General features: G+C 58.3%; 16 protein-coding genes. 7 read left to right on the top strand and 9 right to left on the bottom strand.

Annotated features, from left to right (window positions below; all coding sequences use genetic code 11):
• Positions 1 to 34: 34 nt before the first annotated feature.
• Positions 35 to 358 carry an H-NS histone family protein gene (locus tag B9N93_RS06220; RefSeq protein WP_085211885.1) on the bottom strand — a complete coding sequence of 108 codons (324 nt, stop codon included), beginning with the start codon at positions 356 to 358 and terminating at the stop codon, positions 35 to 37.
• 516 nt (positions 359 to 874) lie between these two features.
• Between B9N93_RS06220 and mfd the strand changes: the two genes are divergently transcribed.
• The gene (mfd, locus tag B9N93_RS06215) at positions 875 to 4342 is read left to right on the top strand and encodes a transcription-repair coupling factor (RefSeq protein ID WP_085211883.1); all 3468 of its coding nucleotides are present in this window, start codon (positions 875 to 877) and stop codon (positions 4340 to 4342) included.
• Between the two features lie 145 nt (positions 4343 to 4487).
• On the opposite strand, the gene B9N93_RS06210 is transcribed toward mfd, so the two are convergent.
• Both B9N93_RS06210 and B9N93_RS25360 read right to left on the bottom strand, forming a co-directional pair.
• Entirely contained in the window at positions 4488 to 4856 is a 369-nt protein-coding gene (locus tag B9N93_RS06210) for a hypothetical protein (RefSeq protein ID WP_085211881.1), read from the bottom strand.
• A 16-nt stretch (positions 4857 to 4872) separates the two neighbouring features.
• Positions 4873 to 5049, bottom strand: a complete 177-nt coding sequence (locus tag B9N93_RS25360) for a hypothetical protein (protein ID WP_176225154.1) — start codon at positions 5047 to 5049, stop codon at positions 4873 to 4875.
• A gap of 521 nt (positions 5050 to 5570) precedes the next feature.
• On the opposite strand from B9N93_RS25360, the gene B9N93_RS06205 reads away from it, so the two are divergent.
• Positions 5571 to 5783 carry a hypothetical protein gene (locus B9N93_RS06205; protein ID WP_085211879.1) on the top strand — a complete coding sequence of 71 codons (213 nt, stop codon included), beginning with the start codon at positions 5571 to 5573 and terminating at the stop codon, positions 5781 to 5783.
• A gap of 102 nt (positions 5784 to 5885) precedes the next feature.
• Here B9N93_RS06205 and B9N93_RS06200 read toward each other — a convergent pair whose 3' ends face one another.
• The 3 genes from B9N93_RS06200 to B9N93_RS25945 all read right to left on the bottom strand — a co-directional run bounded on the left by B9N93_RS06200 (position 5886) and on the right by B9N93_RS25945 (position 7309).
• Positions 5886 to 6647: a TerC family protein gene (locus B9N93_RS06200; RefSeq protein ID WP_085211877.1), complete on the bottom strand. Its 762-nt coding sequence runs from the start codon at positions 6645 to 6647 to the stop codon at positions 5886 to 5888.
• A gap of 126 nt (positions 6648 to 6773) precedes the next feature.
• On the bottom strand, positions 6774 to 7061 hold the full coding sequence (locus B9N93_RS25950) for a hypothetical protein (protein ID WP_217807273.1): 288 nt from the start codon (positions 7059 to 7061) through the stop codon (positions 6774 to 6776).
• Positions 7058 to 7309 carry a DUF3782 domain-containing protein gene (locus B9N93_RS25945; RefSeq protein WP_217807272.1) on the bottom strand — a complete coding sequence of 84 codons (252 nt, stop codon included), beginning with the start codon at positions 7307 to 7309 and terminating at the stop codon, positions 7058 to 7060. Before B9N93_RS25945 ends, B9N93_RS25950 begins: the two co-directional genes overlap by 4 nt.
• Before the next feature lie 69 nt (positions 7310 to 7378).
• Between B9N93_RS25945 and B9N93_RS06190 the strand changes: the two genes are divergently transcribed.
• On the top strand, positions 7379 to 8395 hold the full coding sequence (locus B9N93_RS06190) for an IS4 family transposase (RefSeq protein WP_085211875.1): 1017 nt from the start codon (positions 7379 to 7381) through the stop codon (positions 8393 to 8395).
• A gap of 182 nt (positions 8396 to 8577) precedes the next feature.
• Here the strand turns inward: B9N93_RS06190 and B9N93_RS06185 are convergent, their stop codons facing one another.
• Positions 8578 to 9429, bottom strand: coding sequence for an HDOD domain-containing protein (locus B9N93_RS06185; protein ID WP_085211873.1), 852 nt, complete (start codon positions 9427 to 9429; stop codon positions 8578 to 8580).
• 631 nt (positions 9430 to 10060) lie between these two features.
• On the opposite strand from B9N93_RS06185, the gene B9N93_RS25355 reads away from it, so the two are divergent.
• From B9N93_RS25355 to lysS, 3 genes are all read left to right on the top strand, one after another.
• Positions 10061 to 10234, top strand: a complete 174-nt coding sequence (locus B9N93_RS25355) for a hypothetical protein (RefSeq protein ID WP_176225153.1) — start codon at positions 10061 to 10063, stop codon at positions 10232 to 10234.
• Between the two features lie 69 nt (positions 10235 to 10303).
• Positions 10304 to 11402 (top strand): peptide chain release factor 2 gene (prfB, locus tag B9N93_RS06180; RefSeq protein WP_125468866.1). Its coding sequence is split into 2 segments (ribosomal slippage): positions 10304 to 10378 and positions 10380 to 11402, totalling 1098 coding nucleotides; the frame shifts between segments, so codons are not numbered across the junction.
• 1 nt (position 11403) lies between these two features.
• Complete coding sequence (gene lysS / locus B9N93_RS06175; RefSeq protein WP_085211867.1) at positions 11404 to 12927, top strand: lysine--tRNA ligase; 1524 nt, start codon at positions 11404 to 11406, stop codon at positions 12925 to 12927.
• A 43-nt stretch (positions 12928 to 12970) separates the two neighbouring features.
• Here the strand turns inward: lysS and B9N93_RS06170 are convergent, their stop codons facing one another.
• Positions 12971 to 13357 carry a type II toxin-antitoxin system VapC family toxin gene (locus tag B9N93_RS06170; RefSeq protein WP_085211865.1) on the bottom strand — a complete coding sequence of 129 codons (387 nt, stop codon included), beginning with the start codon at positions 13355 to 13357 and terminating at the stop codon, positions 12971 to 12973.
• A complete protein-coding gene (locus B9N93_RS06165; protein ID WP_085211864.1) occupies positions 13354 to 13587 on the bottom strand; it encodes a type II toxin-antitoxin system Phd/YefM family antitoxin in 234 nt (77 codons plus the stop codon). Before B9N93_RS06165 ends, B9N93_RS06170 begins: the two co-directional genes overlap by 4 nt.
• A gap of 183 nt (positions 13588 to 13770) precedes the next feature.
• Between B9N93_RS06165 and B9N93_RS06160 the strand changes: the two genes are divergently transcribed.
• Positions 13771 to 14280 carry an Hsp20/alpha crystallin family protein gene (locus B9N93_RS06160; protein WP_085211862.1) on the top strand — a complete coding sequence of 170 codons (510 nt, stop codon included), beginning with the start codon at positions 13771 to 13773 and terminating at the stop codon, positions 14278 to 14280.
• The last annotated feature ends 22 nt before the right edge of the window (positions 14281 to 14302 follow it).

Below are 14302 nucleotides of genomic sequence, written 5' to 3'. Positions count from 1 at the left end.
CCGGCATTCCGCCGGGGGACGTGGATTCGTCGGTTCAAGCGCCGAGTTCGAATTCCTTGATGTCACGGCCTTCTTCGAGCAGGGCTTGCAGCCACTTGGGCTTCATGCCGCGCCCGGTCCACTTCTGGGAAAGGTTCTGGGGATTCTGATATTTCACCGGAACCTTGCTACCTTTTCTTCCCACCGGCTTGGTGATTTCGGTGATATCCACGTTCACACCGATGGATGTCGCCAACTCTTTGATTTTGTTAACAACTTCCTTGCGTTTATTATCGTGTTTCTCCCTCAGCGCTTTCTGGGCATTGTCGATCATACTGGCCAACTCTGATTCGGAAAACTCGGCAAAGTTGCTCTTCATGGGAAACCTCTATGTTTGGATTTAGGACTGGGGGCATGTTAACCATCTCAGTTAACACGTCCATAGTATATTATGAATTCTGTCATATGAGAACAATTCTTGGTGGGGGCCTCCAAGTTTTCCCAGGGTTAGCTTTTAATGCGCCGATGCCTTATGGCGGGGCCGACCGTAGCCATTCCCCAAGGCCCGGTCTTGGCAAGCCGCCCATTACGCCGGGCAATCCCAAGCTTTCCGTGCCGACATACCACCCACCCTAGCACCCTGGCGGCGGCCCAGGATTCGCCGACGGCGCGGCCCACGGGCCGCTCCCGCCAAAGCGGCGATAATAGTGGCCGATCCCTGCGGGCGGGAGCGGCAATACAAGGAATCCCACCCCGGCAAATCCCCTGGCTTAAACTATCAGCATGCCTGTTCATTCCGAACTTACCGGTTGGACCCGCACGCATGAAGGATTTTCCCGCCATTTCCGGCGATAATCCCCGGATTCCCGAATAGCCTCCGCACGGATTTCCCAGCATGACCCCAGCCTCCCCCACCACTCCTTTGACTCCCACGACCCCAGCTTCCACCCAGGGCGAGGGCGGCCCGGCCCTTTGGCGGAACCTTTTGGGCTGTGCCGACGCGCTGGCCTTGGCCCAGGCGGTGTTGCGGGAAAAGCGGCTGTTCCTGGTGGCCACCGAGGACACCCAAACGGCGGTGCGCTTGGAACACGAGATCGCCTTCTTCCTGGGCGGGGCGGCCCCGGTGCTGCACTTCCCGGATTGGGAAACCCTGCCCTACGATATTTTCTCGCCGCTGCCCGAGATCGTGTCGGAGCGGCTGAAGACCCTGGCGGCACTGGCGCGGGCCGGACAGGGCGTGTTGCTCACTCCCGTGGCGACGCTGATGCAACGCTTGACGCCGCGCAGCCACGTCCTGGGCAATACCTTCGTCCTGAAACCGGGCCACCGCCTGAGCCTGGAAGAAACCCGCCAACGCCTGGAAAGCGTCGGCTATCAATGCGTGTCGCAGGTGTTGCAACATGGGGAATTCGCGGTACGCGGGGCCATCCTCGACCTGTTCCCGATGGGGAGCGCAGTGCCCTACCGCATCGAACTGTTCGACGAGGAAGTAGAATCGATCCGCACCTTCGATGTCGAAAGCCAACGCTCGGCGCAGAAGGTCGGCGAGATCAACCTATTCCCGGCGCGGGAATTCCCATTCGACGAAGACGCCATCAAGCGCTTCAGGAAGGCGTTCCGGGTCCATTTCCCGGAGGCGGCTTCCAATAATCCGCTGTATCTGGAGGTCAGCAAGGGCATCGCGCCGGGCGGGATCGAGTATTACCTGCCGCTGTTCGTGGATACCACGGAAACCCTGTTCGATTACCTGCCCAAGGGCGCGGTGGTGGTGCTGCGCGGGGCGGCGCGGGCCGCCGCCAACGCCTTCCATGCCGAAACCGAAGCCCGTTACCGCCAGCGTTCCGGCCATATCGACAAGCCGCCGCTGCTACCCGCGACGCTGTTCCTGGACCCCGAAACGCTGGAACAACGGCTCTCGGCCTATCCCCGAATCGAAATCGACCCGGCGGATTCGAGCGCTGAAGGCACGGTCTACACCTGCAAGCCGCTGCCCCCGCTCGCCCTCGATCCCAAGCAAAAACAACCCGCCGCCGCCCTTTCCGCCTTCATCGCCGAACTGCAAGGCCGGGTCTTGTTCGTGGCCGAGACCGCCGGCCACCGCGAGGCTTTGCTGGAACAACTCGGCAAGGCCGGGCTGCGGCCCAAGGTGGTGGAAAGCTGGCGGGAGTTCCTCGACCGGCCCGAAGGCCCGTGCCTGGTCATCGCGCCGATGGACCACGGGCTATGGCTGGCGGAACCACCACTCGCCATCGTCACCGAAACCCAGCTGTCCGGCGAGAAAGTCCAGCAGCGCCGCCGCCGCCGCCGCGCCGGGGGCCATAAGCTCGACCAACTCCTCCGCAACCTGGAAGAACTGGATGTCGGCTCCCCGGTCGTGCATCAGGACCACGGCGTGGGCCGCTACCTGGGACTGGCCAAGCTCACCGTGGGCGGCATCGACACCGAATTCCTGGCCCTGGAATACGCGGGCGGCGACAAGCTCTACGTGCCGGTGTCCTCGCTGCATTTGATCGGCCGCTACAGCGGGGCCGACCCGGACGCGGCCCCCCTCCACAAGCTCGGCGGCGAACAATGGCGCAAAGCCCGCCGCAAAGCTCTGGAACGGGTGCGCGACGTGGCGGCGGAATTGCTCGATATCCACGCCAAACGCGCCGCCCGGCTCGGCTTCGGCCATCAAACCCAGACCGAGGAATATCTGGCCTTCGCCGCCGCCTTCCCGTTCGAGGAAACCCCGGACCAGGAAAGCGCCATCCTCGATTGCCTGGGCGACATGGCCTCGCCCCGGCCCATGGACCGGGTGGTGTGCGGCGATGTGGGATTCGGCAAGACCGAGGTGGCGATGCGGGCCGCCTTCGTGGCGGTGCAGAACGGCAAGCAGGTGGCGGTGCTGGTGCCCACCACCCTCCTGGCCCAGCAGCATTATCAGAACTTCCGCGACCGCTTCGCCGATTGGCCGATCCGGGTCGAGACCGTGTCGCGCTTCGTCGGCAAGAAGCAGCAGGAGCAAGCGTTGAAGGAATTGGCCGAAGGCAAGCTCGATATCCTCATCGGCACCCACAAGGTGTTGCAGAAGGATGTGAAGTTCAAGGATTTGGGGCTGGTGGTCGTGGACGAGGAACACCGTTTCGGCGTGACCCAGAAGGAGCATTTCAAGAAGCTGAGGAGCGAGGTGGATTTCCTGGCCCTGACCGCGACCCCGATCCCGCGCACCTTGAACCTCGCCATGTCGGGACTTCGGGATATTTCCATCATCGCCACCCCGCCGCCCAACCGCCACGCCATCAAGACCTTCGTCAGCGAATGGGACGACGCCTTGGTACAGGAAGCCCTGTTGCGCGAAATCAAGCGCGGCGGGCAGGCCTATTTCCTCCACAACAAGATCGAGACCATGGACAAGATGGCGCGGGAATTGGCGAAGCTGGTGCCCTTGGCCCGCATCCGTACCGCCCACGGCCAGATGCCGGAGCGGGAACTGGAAAACATCATGCTGGACTTCTACCACCAGCGCTTCAACGTGCTGATCTGCACCACCATCATCGAGAGTGGCATCGACGTGCCCAGCGCCAACACCATCGTCATCAACCGCGCCGATATGCTGGGCCTGGCGCAATTGCACCAAATCCGGGGCCGGGTCGGGCGCTCGCACCACCGGGCCTATGCCTATCTGATGGTGCCGCCCAAGAGCCTGATGACCGCCGACGCCATCAAGCGCCTGGAAGCCATCGAGGCCAGCGGCGAACTGGGCGCGGGTTTCATGCTGTCCTCGCACGATTTGGAAATCCGCGGCGCGGGCGAATTGCTGGGCGACGAACAGAGCGGCCAAATCCAGGAAATCGGCCTGACGATGTATACGGAAATGCTAGAACGGGCGGTGGAAGCACTCCAATCCGGGCGGCAACCCGACCTCGACCTGCTCCCGCACGAAGCCGGCCCCGAGATCGATCTGCAAGCCCCGGCCCTGATCCCCGACGATTACCTGTGGGACGCCCACACCCGCTTGGTGCTGTACAAGCGCATCGCCAACGCCCGCGACGACGAAGGTTTAAGGGCGCTGCAAGTGGAGATGATCGACCGTTTCGGCCTGTTGCCGCCGCAGACCAAGGTGCTGTTCGCCATCACCGCGCTCAAGCTCAAGGCGGAGAAGCTGGGTATCCGCAAGATCGAGGCGGGGCCGGGCGGCGGGCGGATTTTGTTCCATCCCAATCCGTCCATCGATCCGATCCAGGTGATCCGCTTGATCCAAACCCAGCCCAAGGTCTACAAGCTGGACGGGCCGGACAAGCTGCGTTTCACGGCCAGCTTCGACGGACCGGAGGCGAAACTTGGGTTCGTGGAGAAATTGGTAGGGGAATTGGCGGGATAGCGTGGGGTGGGCCGGTATTCCCGGCCCGCCGCGACTTCGGGGGAAAGGCGGGCAGGTATTCCGTGCCCACTTGGATAACCTAAAAATGGTGGGCATGAGCACATGCCCACTCTACGGCCGAGGGGTAAGCCTAAACTGGAATGCCCTAGCTTTTACCGGGAATCAACCCCGCCGAGCCGGGTTTGAGCCGCTTGCAAGATACCTCGACATCCTCCACATGGCAGCGATATCCCGTGTCGGCCCCGGCGCAGGGTTCGCAAACCAGCCTGCCCGGTGCTTTCTGTTCCGATACATACCAGCCATAGCCCTGGGTTTCGCAGAAACGCTTGGCGAACTTACCGATAGTATAGGCATCGCTGGCCCGCTGTTCGGCGTCGGATTTGGCCGCGCATTGCCGCGAGGCCAAGGTATTGCCCAATAGGTCGCGGTAGATATATTCCGAGGCCGGGGCGCTGCCGCAGTATGCGACCAGCACCGCCGCCAGGGCCAAACCGGATTTTATCGTGATATTCATCGTCCAGCCCTCCCGATCAATGGATGACGCGGATATTCATCTGCGCGGCCTCTTCCGCCTGTTGCTGGCGGATGGGATCGTATTTATCGTTCTCGCTCAACTTGACCATCGCCACCACCACCACCAGTAATGTGGTCACCAGCGCCACATAGCCCCAGAACAAATCTTTCTCTTCGCCGATTTGTGCGCTCATAGCTGTTTCCTCTCTCTTTGGGTTGTTGACATGCCCACAATAGCCCCAGGCCATAAATACCGATTCCGGTAGGGTCAAAACCTTTGGACAATACCCTATCTATCCGCGCCGTATATGCATCCAGGGCGGCATCGAGAAAAACCGGGGAACGATGATGGCAAAAGCCCAGACCACTATTGTTTCGTGTCGAAACTTTAGTGGGGAAAGCCGGGCTTGTCAAGCCCTGGAATGTGTCTTCGATAGGCCGGGGCCGGAGACCGGACTCCCGGAAAAAAGCGGGTAAATCCTGTCGAACACGGGTGTGTCTTTCGCGCTGAATGCGCTTGGCAACAATTTCCCGGAAAGTTTGGCGGTTTTTTCCAGGATAGCTCCAATCAATGCCGTCTCGCATCATAGCTGGAAATGGCCGCCGCAGTGACCACGGAATTTAATTCGATCTACGCTGTCGAAGTTTTACGAGTTACTCCCTTGGGATTAACAATGGCTACCTTTTTATTATTCAAAATCAAAGGAGTCCATCCATGAACAAGCTTATAGCCACTCTCATCATGACCATAACCCTGATCATTACGGGCTGCATCTCTTATACACCCAGTCCGCCCAAATACGATCATGAGGCTGTCTTGGAAGGGGAATACGAAGATTGTTTGGCAATGCCTAGCGCGGATTGTTCGAACGAGCGGGATCGGCTATTGCAACATCAGCAATGGGAGTTGCTCGACCGCAGTTCATAGGCCGAAGCCGTTGGCCTAACTCTCCGCATCAGCCTGGATAGATGGTGTGATTCACGGGCATATCTGAGAACAATCCAGTATACCACTATTCCCCCAACGCAATTACCCACCCCGCCTTTCCTGGAGGGTCGATGGGTTTTTGCCGGGCTTTCGCCGTTGCCCACGCAGTAAGTTCAGGAACTCGACGAAGGCCGAAAAGACTATCGCGAAATAAAGATATCCACGGGGAATGTGGAATTCGAGCCCATCGGCAACCAAGGCAATGCCGATTATCAGCAAAAAGGCGAGCGCCAACATTTTGGTGGTCGGATGCCGCTCGATAAACCTCGACAGCGGCCCCGAAGCCACGAGCATCACGACGATGGCGACGAATACCGCAGCCACCATCACCCCAAGGACGTCGCTCATGCCGATGGCGGTCAATACCGAATCGACCGAAAAAACCAGGTCGAGCAATACGATCTGGACAATCACCAGACCGAACAGCCGGGCGGACGCGGCCTTGGTGTCCGCTTCCCGGCTTTCGACGGTGCCATGGATTTCGGTGGTGGCCTTGCCGATCAGGAAGACACCGCCCGCGAGTAGGATCAGATCGCGCCAGGAGAACGCCATCCCGGCGACCTCGACCACCGGTTCCACCAAACGGGTCAGCCAGACCACGCCCATCAAGAACAATACCCGTAGCACCAGCGCGAAGCTCAGGCCGACCACGCGGGCGGAAAACTGCCGGGCGGCCGGGAGTTGGGCCACCAGGATGGAAATGAATAGGATATTGTCGATACCCAACACGATTTCCATGAACGCGAGGGCAAGGAAAGAGAACCAGATTTCGGGGGACGATACGTCCACGTTGAAAATGTCCATAGGAATCCATTCCTGGCAATAGACAAAGGTTGAAATTCGAGCCGGATTCTACTCCGATCAACCCGGCATCTGCTGAACCGCAGAAAACCCATCGTCGCCAAGGGCGCGGTGAAGCGATGGTCTACCCTATCCCGTTCGTAGGATAGGGAAGGGTGTCATTCCCGCCGGACGTGCTTGGCAACCGAATATTCGCCACGGTCCCGCACCGAATCCAGGCTCAATACGCCATCGGCTGAAACCCTTCCGGCATATCCAGCCTGAACACGCCATCGTGATTTCCGCGACATAAACCCCGGCTTTCAATACTTCCTCGCGCATTTTTTCGCTGATGTCCACGGCGGCGAGGATGCCATATACCGTTTTATCCCGATGCTCGGGGAAGAACTCCCTGAAATCCTTCAGGATGGTTTTCATCTGGGCGATGGCCTCGGGGCGCAAATGGCTTTTGACTTCGACGTATAGGCGACATTCTGGTCGCTGTTCGTGTAGGCCCGCACGCTGGGGCTGACGATTTGCATCCCGAAGCGTTCGTTGAGGATTTTCTGCATGGACGGCAGGACCAGCCCTTCGATGAAACTGCCGAATTTCTCGCCCAGGCTGCTGATTTGTTTGCCCAATTTCTTGAGGCGGCAGTCGGTTTCCTTCAGTGCGGTGTTGACCATAGCTAAGTACAGGACAAAAACCTAACTGCTTGATTGCCAAAGGCGTAAACTATCCGGCTTTTACCTCCGATGGCTGACCCTCATCAAGACCTCAAGGCCGTCCTGTCCGAGCACTTGCCGTGGCACGGGGCCCGGATCGGCTTCCTCGCGCATTTCCTGCTGGCCCTGCTCAAGGTGCGCAGCGTCAACCTGGCGGAACTCGCCACCGGCTTCGGCGGTCCGGCCAAGGTGGAGTCCCACTACAAGCGGCTCCAGCGCTTCTTCCGCGCGTTCGAGTTGGACCAGGACGTCCTCGCCCGCCTGTTGGTGCGGCTGGTCCCGGTCGGCGACGGCCCCTGGCGGCTGACCCTGGACCGCACGAACTGGAAGTTCGGCCTGGCCGAGATCAACTTCCTGGTCCTGGGGATCGCCCACCGGGGGATGGCCGTGCCGGTGTTCTGGAGCGTCCTCGGCAAAGCGGGGAACTCCGACACCGCCGAGCGCATCGCGTTGATGGAGCGCTTCCTGAAGGTCTTCGGCACCGCCCGGATCGCCGCCCTGCTGGCCGACCGCGAGTTCATCGGCGAGGACTGGTTCCGCTGGCTGCAACAGAAGGGCATTCCCTTCCACCAGCGCCTCAAGCGCGACACCCGCGTTCCCAACAGTTGGATCCGGATGATGCGCTTGGACCAATTGTTCGGCTCGCTCCGGCCCGGCGAGACCCACCGCCTGGTCGGGCGCCGTCCGGTGTGGGGCTGCTTCGTCCACCTCTCCGCCCTGCGCCTCGACGACGGCGGCTTCCTGTTCATCGCCTCCTCCGGCACCCCACAGGCCGGGGCCATCGACGCCTACGCCAACCGTTGGCAAGTGGAAACCCTGTTCGGCGCTTTGAAATCCAGGGGCTTCAACTTGGAGGATACCCACCTCACCGACCCCAAGCGCCTCGCCAAGCTCATGGGCCTGCTTGCCCTGGCCTTCGCCTGGTCCTACCGCACCGGCGAACTGCTCCACGACGGCCCCAGCCCCGTCCGTCAAAAAAAACGCTGTCGCGCCCCCTCAAGTCCCTCTTCCGCCACGGACTCGACTTCCTTCGCAACACCGTCCTGAACCCAACCGAGAAGTCCGATGAGTTCGCCTGGGCATTGCGGGTTTTGTCCTGTACATAGTGACCATAGAGTTATATCCAGATTTAAAACACGTATGTTTTGTTATGTCGATAACCCACCATACAAGCTGCCGACCTAGAGAAAGAAAGGGCTTTTGCTTAACCCATACGACTTGGGTGACGCTCAGGCTCCAAATGCCTTATCCAGAAAATCTTCTTTTATATTCAACAAATCATCCTTATCAATGCTTAATATCTCGATAAAAACATTATGTTTTTCCATATATTCATCCAAAGATATTGCTATAGTCTTTTTCGATAAATCGAACCTCTGGACTATCTTGTCATTGACAGCAAGAATCGCGACCATTTTTTCAACTAACGTGTTTGCCTGAGCGGCCTCACTAAAACCTGTAGACCTCTCCAAAGAGGCATGGTGATACAGTATCCCAGAGCAAACCACTTCAGGAAGAGACCAAGCTTTACAAAACCTATTTCCAATAATGCAGTGATTTATAGAATAGCGTCGATTTTCTTCGTCTACGATTTTGCTATCACTTTTCTCGATATGCTTATTAAAAAACTCACAATAATCATCATATTTTTGGATAAAAAGCGGTGCTGCGCAGTCATGGAACAAACCGGCAAGATAAGCGCTCTCCGACAATTCAGGATAACAGCATCTCGCTATAATCTCACATGCTATCGCACTAAGTTCAGAATGCCTCCAAAACAGCTCCATCTTCTTTGCGTTGATTTTTGAATATTGACTTTTAAAAACCGCACTCAACATAACTCTTCTTATGCAACCCAACCCCATGACGCCAGTGGCTTGTTTAATTGAATTAAACTTACGGCCTCGGGAAAAAAACGGGGTATTAACGGTTCTTAGCATCATTGCGGATAACGCGGGATCCTTACCAATAACCTCCGCAATAGTATCCATATTTACACCATCATTATTCAGCAGCCCGTTTAACTCTATCATAATACTAGGCTGCGCAGGAATAACGAACTTATCTACCACAGTATTCATATTTTATACCATAATCATATTGCCATTCATCTCCGGACCAGCCACCTACTTTCGGGGTTTGGAACCTTTTTTATGCCACCCCTCTGTGTGACAGGCCTGAAGATACAAAAAACCGCACGACTTCTTAGATATAAAGCCAGTCTGGCAAGCCTTTACTCAGCGCGGCAATGAATCCGAAAACTTTGGAATCCGACGCTAGCCCTGCAAACAGTATCATCGCAGAGCCGATGGCAAGTTAACCATTTTGCAGCACCCCAAACTCATGATCGAACTCCCGATCTGATGATAAGTCTGATATCGAATTTTGGCAAACGACAAAACGCAGATTATAACCCTTGTTTCTCAAGTGTTACTTATGACAGCAATACTAAGAAATTTCAAATATTCTAATAAATATACAAATGCATCAAAAAAACATATACCACCCCCCATATAATGACTCACAAAAAATCATCTATTGATCACCGCTAAGATACAAACACCAGGATACTATCGCCAGACTTCGCCAATAATCTACCCACCAACCCCTATCTTGGGACCCAAAAACCTTGGTCAGCTCACACCATAGAGAAGCATCATGTTCCTATCCATAGGGTTCGCCCCCGTCTGAATTGCCCGGCTAACCGCGCAAATGAGGAAATGGATTAAGCGCTACACAGAAGCAAGCAAGCACGAAATGGATTTCGCCGACGCCTCGCTCTACTGGGTCGCGGTCGAAACCGGCATCACCGAAATCATGGCGGTGGATACCGCCGGTTTTCCCCGCTATCGGCTACCGGACGGGCACGGCTTCAGCTTGCTATAACGCCAATCCCTCCCCCATTCTGTGCTAGCATCCCCACCCCTTTAACCAGCACAGGAAACCCCAACGACCATGCGCGAACTCAACCCGCTCTACCACCAAATCAAAGACCTGAGGGGCCGCCAGGAAGCCCTTAGGGGGTATCTTTGACTTCGAAATCAAAGCCGAACGCCTGACCGAAGTTCTCCGCGAACTCGAAGACCCCAAAATCTGGGACAAGCCCGAACTGGCACAAGCCCTGGGCAAGGAACGCACCCTGCTCGAAGGCGTGGTCCACACCCTTAATTCCCTCCAACAAGGCATCGCCGACGCCGAGGAACTGCTCGAACTCGCCGTGGAAGAGAACGACGAGGACAGCGTCGAATCGGTCGCCGCCGACCTCGCCAAGTTCGAATCCCAAGTCGCGGGACTCGAATTCCGCCGCATGTTCGCCGGCGAAATGGACCCCAACAACGCCTTCCTCGATATCCAAGCCGGTTCCGGCGGCACCGAAGCCCAGGACTGGGCCGCGATGCTGGAACGCATGTATTTGCGCTGGGGCGAGCGCCGCGGCTTCAAGACCGAACTGGTGGAAGAATCCTCCGGCGACGTGGCCGGTATCAAAAGCGCCACCATCCGCTTCGAGGGCGAATATGCCTACGGCTGGCTGCGCACCGAAACCGGCGTCCACCGCCTGGTCAGGAAATCGCCGTTCGATTCCGGCAACCGCCGCCACACCTCGTTCTCCTCGGTGTTCGTCTCGCCCGAGATCGACGACAACATCGACATCGACATCAACCCCGCCGATTTGCGCACCGATGTCTACCGGGCCTCGGGCGCGGGCGGCCAGCACGTCAACCGCACCGAATCCGCCGTGCGTATCACCCACGTCCCCAGCGGCGTCGTGGTGCAATGCCAGAGCCAGCGCTCCCAGCACGCCAACCGCGATTGGTGTATGAAGCAACTCCGCGCCAAGCTCTACGAAATGGAAATCCAGAAGCGCAACACCGAGAAGCAGAAGCTGGAGGATTCCAAGTCGGATATCGGCTGGGGCAGCCAAATCCGGTCGTATGTGCTGGATCAATCCCGCATCAAGGATTTGCGCACCGGCTATGAAACCAGCAACCCGCAGCCCGTGTTGGATGGCGACCTCGATCCCTTCATCGAGGCCAGTTTGAAGAGTGGTTTATAAGATGAGCAACGAAGCACAAGTAGAAACATCGGCAGCGGAAGCGGCCCAAGAAGACAACCGCCTGATCGCCCAGCGCCGCGAGAAGCTGGCCGCGATCCGCGAACAGGGCGTGGCCTTCCCCAACGATTTCCGCCGCGACGCCCTGGCGCAGGAACTCCACGCCCAATTCGGCGAGGAAACCGCCGAACACCTGGAAGCACTAGCCCTGCCCGCCAAGCTGGCCGGGCGTTTGATGGCCAAGCGCATTATGGGCAAAGCCTCGTTCGCGCATCTCCAAGACATGTCGGGCCGCATCCAAATCTTCCTGCAACGCGACGGGCTGCCGGAAGGCGCTTACGAGGCGTTCAAGGGCTGGGATTTGGGCGATATCGTCGGGGTCGAGGGCACGCTGTTCAAAACCAAGACCGGCGAACTGTCGCTCAAGGCGCACAACATCCGCCTGTTGTCGAAGTCGCTGCGGCCCTTGCCGGAGAAATTCCACGGCCTGACCGACAACGAAACCCGCTACCGGCAACGCTATGTCGATCTCATCATGAACGAGGATTCGCGGCGGGTGTTCCTGCTGCGTAGCGCCATTGTGCGCCATATCCGGGAATTCCTGGCCGAGCGCGGCTTCCTGGAAGTGGAAACCCCGATGATGCAGGTGATTCCGGGCGGCGCCCGCGCCAAGCCCTTCGTCACCCATCACAACGCGCTGGACATGGATTTGTACCTGCGGATCGCGCCCGAACTTTATCTCAAGCGCTTGGTGGTGGGCGGGTTCGAGAAGGTGTTCGAGATCAACCGCAGCTTCCGCAACGAAGGCTTATCGACCAAGCACAATCCCGAGTTCACCATGATCGAGTTCTATCAGGCTTACGCGGATTACCGCGACCTGATGGACCTGACCGAGGAACTGCTGCGCGGCATCGCCCAGAGCCTCGTGGGGACGCTGGAGATTCCCTATCAAGGCGCAACCTACGACCTGTCCCAGCCATTCCGGCGGATGACAGTGCTGGAATCGATCTTGCACTACAACCCCGACATCAAGGCGGAAGACTTGGCCGAGCGCGACAGCGCCGTCCGCATCGCCCAAGGCTTGGGGATCAAGATCGCGGCGGGCGATGGCTTGGGGAAAGTCCAAACCGAGATTTTCGAGAAGACCGTCGAGGACAAGCTGTTCGAGCCGACCTTCATCACCGAATATCCGGCGGAAGTGTCGCCCCTGGCCCGGCGCAACGACGACAATCCCTTCATCACCGACCGCTTCGAGTTCTTCGTCGGCGGGCGGGAGTTGGCGAACGGCTTTTCCGAGTTGAACGACGCCGAGGACCAGGCCGAGCGCTTCAAACGGCAGGTGGAGGACAAGGATTCCGGCGACGAGGAGGCGATGCACTACGACGCCGACTATATCCGCGCCCTGGAATACGGCCTGCCCCCGACCGCCGGCGAAGGTATCGGCATCGACCGCTTGGTGATGTTCTTCAGCGATAGCCCGTCGATCCGGGATGTGATCTTGTTCCCGCATATGCGGCGGGAAGTGTAAAAGCTACCAAGCGCGTTCCCCGCCCTCCCGGCGGGGAACGCGCTCACCAAACCCGCCGAATCCCGTACTGATCGAACAAGGTTTCGTTGCTTATCAGCGGAACCCCCTCCGCTTGGGATTGGGCGATCAACATCCGGTCGAACGGGTCGCGATGGGGACCGGGCAGGTTTCCAGCCCGCACCGCGTGATCCAGGGAAATCGCCAAAGGCGTGAAGTCCTGGGTGGCCAAGCATTTTCGGAAATCCGCCGCCACCGCGACCGCCCCCGGTAGCTTGCCCAAGCGCGCCTTGGTGGTGATTTCCCAGGCCGAGGCCGCGCTGACCAAAACGATATTGCCCTCGCCCCCGATCAATTCCCGACATGGCTCCGGCAGGCGCTCATCCCCATCCAACCACCACAGCAAAGCATGGGTATCCAACAGCAACTTCATGATTCCCAAACCCGCAGTTCATCCTCCGGCAAAGGCTCGAAAAACGCCTCGGTCACGCTGGCGCGGCCCTTCATAGCCCCGAACACCCGTGCGGGCGGTTTGGCCTCTATCGGCACCAGCTTGACCAAGGGCTGCTTGCCACGGGCAATGACGACTTCCTCGCCGGCGCAAGCCTCCTCGATGAGCCGGGAAAAGTGGGTTTTGGCGGAATAAATCGTATAAGTACTCATCTCTTTACCTGACCAAGTTCGGTTGACCCACCCATGATGTCGGGATGTCGGGGTAAATACAAGACACCCATCGCAATCCGGTTTTTCGCCATTGAAATCCCCCGCCGCCGCCCCCATTTCTTTGGGTGGAACAGGCCGGAACCGGCCTCCCCACGTTGGTTATGAGATTAAAGGAGCAAGATCATGGCTACCGAACTCAACACCCAGCAACCCGCCCAAAACCAAACCGTCCCCCAAACCCCGAAGGGCCAAGTCCTGAGCCCGCTCGACGAGTTCGACCAATGGTTCGATGAGGTCCGGCGTCATTGGCTATCGCCCATGTTCATAGGCCGTCACTGGCCGGAATTGGGCGCATCCCCCGTTTTCGGCGGGCGGATGCCCAAAGTGGACGTGATCGACCGCGACACCGAATACTGTGTCCGGGCCGAACTCCCCGGCGTCAGCAAGGACCACCTGGAAGTGAGCTTGGAAGAAAGCACCCTGAGCCTCAAGGCCACAGTCCAGAAGGACGAGCAGGAGGAAAAAGGCCAATATCACCGGCGCGAAACCAGCCGGGGCGAATTTCAGCGCATCATCCAACTGCCGGGCGCGGTGGATAGCGAGAACACCAAGGCCAGCTTCAAGGATGGCGTCCTGGAACTGACGATCCCCAAGGTCCAGAGCGCCAAACGCCAATCCATCAAGGTCGAATGACCTTCACGGGTCGCGGTCCCAA

It is taken from the genome of Methylomagnum ishizawai (assembly GCF_900155475.1).
Lineage (GTDB): Bacteria > Pseudomonadota > Gammaproteobacteria > Methylococcales > Methylococcaceae > Methylomagnum > Methylomagnum ishizawai_A.
This window is presented reverse-complemented; position numbering and strand designations above follow the sequence as displayed.